Raw genomic sequence first — 6,299 nt, forward strand, 5'->3', positions numbered from 1 at the left:
AGTGAGTTGTAGAAGATGAACTCGAGGATCACGCGGTGACCGCCCTGCTGTCCAGCACGACCACCCCGCTACACCACTATGAGGGACTCAACTAGAGCCGATTTTTCTATGCCGCGATCCGGGCCCGCGCGACCAGAGTGCGGGATTTTTTTATCGACATCCATCAAAATTGACTAATATCGAAATGCAGCAGGTGTTGGACACCGTCATCGTGGCCCCACGGTTGTTTATGGGCTCGACGGGGAGAGTGAATCATAAGTGCGGTAGCGAACGCCTGGACAACCATTCGTCGGCTAGCAATTGGAGCAATGGCGGGCCTTCTCGCATTGCCTATGGGGGCAGCGGCAGCAAGCGAGCCGGCCGCTACGGCCGACACCGCGGCGGTCGCCACAGCCAGGACGCTGAAGACCACCAAGGCCTCGAACTTCCGGTATAAGGATGTGGCCTTCATAGGCCGGATCCGCGACTCGGCGGCCAAGCGCAACCTCGTGCTGATCGCTCCCCACACTCCGGGAGATCCTGGCATGCACCGGCTCCATAACTGGTGGGATGACCGGGAAAAGGGTGCCTACGCTCGCAACCTCGTCGATGCTGCCATCATTCGGCACGGCCTGGACTACTCCCAGGTGTGGCTGACCGGCTGGTCCGGGGGAGCCGAGCTCATCACCAAGGAGCTCATGGCGCACCGACAGTCCTGGTTCACCGGTGCCACCATTCCCAAGGACTGGTCGGCGAAGGTTGCCTCTCAGCGCGGCGTTGCTACCTATCGGCGCGCCGGCTTCACCAATGCGAAGATCGTGACCGTTGCGAACCAGGGCCATTTCTATAACGTCTCGGCCATCATTGAACGGGGTCTAGCGGAGACCTACCGCCCGCCGGCGGACTCTGGGCGCCCGGTCAGGGGGACGTCGTGAGCATCGATCGGCACGGCGACCTGTGGAACTACCGCGGGCACAGTTCGAGCCTCGGTGGCCGCACACAGATCGGATGGGGCTGGGGTGGCTTCACCACACACCACCAGACGGACTGAGACGCTGACGGCGTCATGGACGTTCTTGCTGTCCATAAGAACGGGAAAGTCATGGTCTACCGTGGCAAGTTCGGCGGCGGCTACGAAGGCGGGCGCGTCATCGGGGTCGGTTTCGGTGGCCATAAAGTCTTCCCGCTCAATACCTGCAGCCCCGGCTGGTGCCGACCGCATCTCGCGGCGATCGCGCCCGGTGGTGAGCTCTACCGCTGGACGAACAACGCCAACTGGCAGCTGACCAACCGCACGCAGATCGGCTGGGGCTGAGGGAACTTCCGGACCATCATGTCCGTACCCGGGCTCATGGGTGGAAATGCGATCGTCGCCAAGACCACGAGTGGGGACCTCCTCTCCTACCAATTCGAGCGCGGCTATTTCCCCTCCCATAAGCAGAAGGTCATCGGGCGCGGCTGAACCCATCACCGCGTCGCAGGCTCCGTGATTCCCGAATAGTGGAGGGCTCAAAAGCCGCGGCTAAGGTCCCAAGCATGAGCGGGTACCCTAGAGGCATGGACTACCTCATCGCGATCTTCCCTCCGGTAGCCGTCGGGGTGCTCTTTTTCTTCGTCATGCGATTGATCTTTCAAGCTGATCGCAGAGAGCGGCGGCTTCTGGCACAAATGGAATCGGAATACGATTCGCAGCCGGCCAATGAGGTCGGCAATTCGGACACAACGGAGTCCACGAGTCGAGAATAAAATCCAGTATTCATCTTTTCTTGTGCTGTTATCTCGCATGGCAATACACTGAACAATGAGTGTATGAAGTCGACGAAGGAGAACTCATGGCTCAGAAAGTCCATATTGTGCTTGTTGATGACATCGATGGCAGCGAAGCGGTTGAATCCGTGAGCTTTGGCCTCGATGGTGTGGTCTACGAGATCGATCTGAACGAATACAATGCAAAGAAGCTGCGCGATTCGCTCGAACCGTGGGTTGCGAAGGCCCGCCGCCGTCCCGGACAGCGTGCTTCGCGCCGCTCCAGTGCTGATCGTGGTCCCTCGGATGCGGCAAAGATCCGCGCCTGGGCGCTCAAGCAGGGCTTCGAGGTTTCCGACCGCGGTCGGATTCCCGCCGATATTCGCGAGAAGTATCTGCAGGCCACGTCCTAATTCCACGTGAGTCACCTACAGAAACGGGAGATAATCTCATGACTTACACACTGGTACTGCTTCGGCATGGCCAGAGCGAATGGAACGCGAAAAACCTTTTCACCGGATGGGTCGATGTGCCCCTTTCGGAGCAGGGCGAGGCGGAAGCAAAGCGCGGTGGTGAACTGCTGAAGGAAGAAGGAATTCTTCCCGATGTTCTCCACACGTCGCTGCTGCGCCGCGCGATTTCCACCGCAAATCTCGCGCTCGATAAGGCCGACCGCCACTGGATTCCGGTCAAGCGGCACTGGCGCCTGAACGAGCGTCACTACGGAGCCCTGCAGGGCAAGGACAAGAAGGCGATCCGCGACGAGTACGGTGAGGAGAAGTTCATGGAGTGGCGACGCTCCTACGACACCCCGCCGCCGCCGATCGAGATCGGCTCCGAGTTCTCCCAGGACGCGGATCCCCGCTACGCCGGTGAACCGATCTCGCAGAGCGAATGCCTGAAGGACGTCCTCGAGCGCATGCTGCCGTACTGGGAGGATGCGATCGTTCCCGACCTGAAGTCGGGTAAGACCGTTCTCGTGGCCGCGCACGGCAACTCGTTGCGCGCGATCGTGAAGCACCTCGATGGAATCTCCGATGAGGACATCGCCGGACTCAACATTCCGACGGGTATCCCGCTGGTATACGAGCTCGAAGAGGACCTCAAGCCCGTCAAGCAGGGCGGCACCTACCTCGACGCGGACGCTGCGGCAGCCGCGATCCAGGCGGTTGCCAACCAGGGCAAGTAACGCCTCACACGCCAAAGGCCGGACGAGCAATCGTCCGGCCTTTGGGCTATGTCGCTGCGCGTTAGCGCGCGTGCGGGTCGCTGGCATCTTCCTCCAGCGGCAGCGCGACCGAGTTGGACAAGTCGCCGGTGACGAGGAAGGAGGTGCGGCGTGCGAGGGACACACAGTGGTCACCGAAGCGCTCGAGGAACCGGGCAAGCAGGATAGCGTCGATCAGTTCCTGGCGTTCCATCTCGTACTCGGGGTTCAGCACGCGCGTGAAGACCTCACGGTGCAGCGAATCGAGGCGATCGTCTTCCGACTCGATGCGGGCGGCTTCGGCCAGATCACGCGACTCCATGAGCGTCATGACGAGCTTCGCCATCGTCGAGGCCTGGTCACCCATCTTGTTGACGAGTCGGGCCAGCTCGTCGCTGCACGCGGTGCGCGGGTAGCGGCCGCGCGCGACATAGGCGACGTGGCGGGCGAGATCGCCCATGCGCTCCAGCGTCGTCGACATCATGAGGCCCGTGACGACGATCCGCAGATCGGTAGCGACCGGCTGCTGGCGGGCGAGCAGGGAGATGCACAAATCGTCGACGGTGCGCTCGAGCTCATTGATCTTTTCGTCATCATCGACGACTTTCTCGGCGAGCCCTAGGTCAGCGGTCTTGAGGGATTTCGCCGCCGCATCGACAGCGCTCGCAACCAGGCGACTCATCTCGATCAGGTGATCGCCGAGCTGCTCGAGTTCCTGGCGGAAAATTGCACGCATGTGCCTACTCCTTGTTTGCGTTTCGGTACCGAAGAATCAGTCGACCATGTTGAGGTTAACGCAAGGTTGCCGCCTAGGTAACAGAAATCCTGTTTCGGGATAGGGGCAGAAATGAAGCGGATTTGGCCCTACAGTGTCGGTTGTGGACATTCCGTGGCAAGCCATCCTCGCCGCACTCCTCGGACTCTTGGTCGGATCCGTCTCCGTGGCGGCGTTTCGCGTCTCGCAGCACCGGATGCGTGGCGGGGAGATCCCCGAGTCAGAGGACATTTCGAGCGATGAGTCAAACATCCTGTCCGTCCTGTCGGGAGGTACCGTCCTGCTGCGCAAAACCGGCGAAATCCTGCGCGCCGACGCGACCGCGGCCTCATTTGGCCTGGTCGTCGACGGCAAGCTCGTCGACGGGCCGGTCAAGGACGTGTTCGACAAGGTGGTCGAAACCGGCAACGCCGTCCAAGCCGACGTCGAGGTCCCGCGCTCGAACCTCAGCGGCGCCAGCGTCTACTACCTGACCGTTCGGCTCTCGCCGCTGCCGCGCGAACGGGTCCTGCTCGCCGCGACCGACCGGACCGAAAAAGTTCGGCTGGAAAATACGCGGCGGGACTTCATGCAAAACGTCTCCCACGAGCTCAAGACGCCGGTGGGGGCGCTGGCGCTGCTCGCCGAGACCGTGCACGACTCGGCGGAGGATCCCGAGGCCGTGCGGAAGTTCTCCTCGCGCATGACGCGCGAAGCGAAACGGCTCGGACGCCTCGTCACCGAAATCATCGAACTGTCGCGGCTGGAGAGCCCCGATGCGCTAGGCGTCGGTGAGGTCGTCAATGTCGACGAGGTTGTCGAGGAAGCGGTCGACCGCGTGCGCGTGACCGCCGAAGGTGCGCGCGTCGAACTTGTCGCGGGCGGCGAGACCGGCACCCAGGTCTATGGCGATACCTCGCTGCTCATGACGGCCGTGCGCAACCTGCTCGATAACGCGATCCGCTACTCCAACCCGCTCTCGCGCGTGAACCTCGGGGTCTCGGCGGACTCGGAGGTTGTGCGGATCGCCGTCGTCGATGAGGGGATCGGCGTGAGCCCGGACCAAAAGGAGCGCATTTTCGAACGTTTCTATCGCGTCGATGATGCTCGCTCGCGCGAAACGGGCGGAACCGGTCTCGGATTATCGATCGTTAAGCATATCGCTGCTGACCACGGCGGTACTGTGACGCTATGGTCAGAACCGGGCCGGGGATCGACGTTCACCCTGGTCCTGCCGCGCGCCTTCCCGGCCGGGCGCTATCCCACCAGCAACGAGAAAGAACCATCGTGACCCGTATCCTCGTCGTCGAAGATGAAGCCTCCTACCGCGAAACGCTGACCTACGCTCTCGAACGTGACGGCTATGAGGTCGTCGCCGTCGAGACCGGGGTCGCCGCCCTCGACGAATTCAGCGACGATATCGACGTCATCCTGCTCGACCTCATGCTACCGGGCCTTTCCGGTATCGAGGTGTGCCGCGAGATCCGGAAATCCTCCGACGTCCCGGTCATCATGCTGACCGCGAAGGATTCGGAAATCGATAAGGTCGTCGGACTCGAAATCGGCGCCGACGATTACGTGACAAAGCCGTATTCCTACCGGGAGCTGCTCGCGCGTATCACGGCCGTGATGCGACGCAGCGAGCGCGGCAGCGAGCCGCTCAGCCACGAAGAGATCCTCGAAGTGGGGCGCGTGCGGCTGTCCGTGGACCGCCACGAGGTAGAAGTCGACGGCCAGCTCATTTCGATGCCGCTGCGCGAATTCGAACTGCTGGAGTTCCTCATGCGCAATTCCGGCCGGGTCCTCACCCGCGGCCAGCTGCTGGATCGGATCTGGGGCGAGGGCTACGTCGGCGATACGAAGACGCTCGATGTGCACATCAAGCGCATCCGGGGCCGGATCGAAGCCGACCCCGCAGCGCCGCGAATGATTCGCACTGTGCGGGGTCTGGGCTACAAGATGGTGGAGAGCTAAGCTCTACTTGCCCTTGATGTATTCGTCGTAGGGCGGGAGCGTGCCATCGAGGACGGGCACCGACACGTTCATTGCGCCGGTCGCCGTGGTGCCGACCTGGCCCGCGACCGTCGCGCCGGGCTTGACCTGCGTCGAGCCGGACTTCGCGTCCTCGGTCGGCAGGTTCACGACGGTCATCGGGGCGACCTCGACCGTCTGCTCCGGCAGTTCGCCGACCTTAATCGTAAACGTCGCTGGCTCCTCGGAGTTGTTGACGAGCGCGCCATACAGCGTCGCGGGGGAGCCCGGTCCTTCGGTCAGGACCATGAGGTTCTCGGCGCGCAGGTGCTTGGAGAACTGGGCGCGAACGCCATCGGAGGCGGCATAGGACTTCGACGTAGTGATCGGGCTGGCCGCGCTACACGCGGAAAGACCGAGGCTCGCCACCGCAAAGGCAGCGATGGCGGCGAGAGTGCGCGGGGGGCGACGAGCCATGAGGGGACTCCTTGAAGTCATGTCGGTGACGCTGGTTGCTAATAGGGTACCGGAGAACAATGCGGGCCACTATCGGGTCAAGTCCCTTGTAGTGGTGTAACGGCGTTTTCCTCTCGTTTGGGGTTTTAGCTTGCTAGTGCGGGCGTGTCGGTATCGGTCATGGTC

10 protein-coding genes are annotated in these 6,299 nt (G+C 62.2%); 8 read left to right on the plus strand and 2 right to left on the minus strand.

Annotation, left to right across the window (positions count from 1 at the left end):
• Positions 1 to 308: 308 nt before the first annotated feature.
• From BSZ39_RS11775 to BSZ39_RS11795, 6 genes are all read left to right on the plus strand, one after another.
• Positions 309 to 914 (plus strand): hypothetical protein, encoded by a 606-nt coding sequence (locus BSZ39_RS11775; RefSeq protein ID WP_073717519.1) that lies wholly within the window; start codon positions 309 to 311, stop codon positions 912 to 914.
• Positions 915 to 1,045: 131 nt separating this feature from the next.
• Positions 1,046 to 1,294 (plus strand): hypothetical protein, encoded by a 249-nt coding sequence (locus tag BSZ39_RS11780; RefSeq protein ID WP_143180529.1) that lies wholly within the window; start codon positions 1,046 to 1,048, stop codon positions 1,292 to 1,294.
• Positions 1,295 to 1,312: 18 nt separating this feature from the next.
• Positions 1,313 to 1,441: a hypothetical protein gene (locus tag BSZ39_RS14860; RefSeq protein ID WP_281247147.1), complete on the plus strand. Its 129-nt coding sequence runs from the start codon at positions 1,313 to 1,315 to the stop codon at positions 1,439 to 1,441.
• Positions 1,442 to 1,536: 95 nt separating this feature from the next.
• Positions 1,537 to 1,725, plus strand: coding sequence for a hypothetical protein (locus BSZ39_RS11785; RefSeq protein ID WP_073717521.1), 189 nt, complete (start codon positions 1,537 to 1,539; stop codon positions 1,723 to 1,725).
• An 86-nt stretch (positions 1,726 to 1,811) separates the two neighbouring features.
• A complete protein-coding gene (locus tag BSZ39_RS11790; RefSeq protein WP_073717522.1) occupies positions 1,812 to 2,138 on the plus strand; it encodes a histone-like nucleoid-structuring protein Lsr2 in 327 nt (108 codons plus the stop codon).
• A gap of 38 nt (positions 2,139 to 2,176) precedes the next feature.
• Positions 2,177 to 2,914, plus strand: a complete 738-nt coding sequence (locus BSZ39_RS11795) for a phosphoglyceromutase (protein ID WP_073717523.1) — start codon at positions 2,177 to 2,179, stop codon at positions 2,912 to 2,914.
• A gap of 61 nt (positions 2,915 to 2,975) precedes the next feature.
• Here BSZ39_RS11795 and phoU read toward each other — a convergent pair whose 3' ends face one another.
• The gene (gene phoU, locus BSZ39_RS11800; RefSeq protein ID WP_073717524.1) at positions 2,976 to 3,668 is read right to left on the minus strand and encodes a phosphate signaling complex protein PhoU; all 693 of its coding nucleotides are present in this window, start codon (positions 3,666 to 3,668) and stop codon (positions 2,976 to 2,978) included.
• A gap of 142 nt (positions 3,669 to 3,810) precedes the next feature.
• Here phoU and BSZ39_RS11805 point away from each other — a divergent pair, with 142 nt between their 5' ends.
• Positions 3,811 to 4,977, plus strand: coding sequence for a sensor histidine kinase (locus BSZ39_RS11805; RefSeq protein WP_245792514.1), 1,167 nt, complete (start codon positions 3,811 to 3,813; stop codon positions 4,975 to 4,977).
• Positions 4,974 to 5,660, plus strand: coding sequence for a response regulator transcription factor (locus BSZ39_RS11810; protein WP_073717526.1), 687 nt, complete (start codon positions 4,974 to 4,976; stop codon positions 5,658 to 5,660). The genes BSZ39_RS11805 and BSZ39_RS11810 overlap by 4 nt, the downstream gene beginning before the upstream one ends.
• A gap of 3 nt (positions 5,661 to 5,663) precedes the next feature.
• Here BSZ39_RS11810 and BSZ39_RS11815 read toward each other — a convergent pair whose 3' ends face one another.
• On the minus strand, positions 5,664 to 6,134 hold the full coding sequence (locus BSZ39_RS11815) for a hypothetical protein (RefSeq protein ID WP_073717527.1): 471 nt from the start codon (positions 6,132 to 6,134) through the stop codon (positions 5,664 to 5,666).
• Positions 6,135 to 6,299: the final 165 nt, after the last annotated feature.

It is taken from the genome of Bowdeniella nasicola (genome assembly GCF_001907295.1).
GTDB classification, from domain to species: domain Bacteria; phylum Actinomycetota; class Actinomycetes; order Actinomycetales; family Actinomycetaceae; genus Bowdeniella; species Bowdeniella nasicola.

What these genes read in the sequence shown, in the direction of transcription:
- phoU (WP_073717524.1), bottom strand. Translation starts at nt 3,668, where the DNA reads ATGCGTGCAATTTTCCGCCAGGAACTCGAGCAGCTCGGCGATCACCTG.
- BSZ39_RS11815 (WP_073717527.1), bottom strand. Translation starts at nt 6,134, where the DNA reads ATGGCTCGTCGCCCCCCGCGCACTCTCGCCGCCATCGCTGCCTTTGCG.
- BSZ39_RS11780 (WP_143180529.1), top strand. Translation starts at nt 1,046, where the DNA reads ATGGACGTTCTTGCTGTCCATAAGAACGGGAAAGTCATGGTCTACCGT.
- BSZ39_RS11775 (WP_073717519.1), top strand. Translation starts at nt 309, where the DNA reads ATGGCGGGCCTTCTCGCATTGCCTATGGGGGCAGCGGCAGCAAGCGAG.
- BSZ39_RS11785 (WP_073717521.1), top strand. Translation starts at nt 1,537, where the DNA reads ATGGACTACCTCATCGCGATCTTCCCTCCGGTAGCCGTCGGGGTGCTC.
- BSZ39_RS11790 (WP_073717522.1), top strand. Translation starts at nt 1,812, where the DNA reads ATGGCTCAGAAAGTCCATATTGTGCTTGTTGATGACATCGATGGCAGC.
- BSZ39_RS11795 (WP_073717523.1), top strand. Translation starts at nt 2,177, where the DNA reads ATGACTTACACACTGGTACTGCTTCGGCATGGCCAGAGCGAATGGAAC.
- BSZ39_RS14860 (WP_281247147.1), top strand. Translation starts at nt 1,313, where the DNA reads ATGTCCGTACCCGGGCTCATGGGTGGAAATGCGATCGTCGCCAAGACC.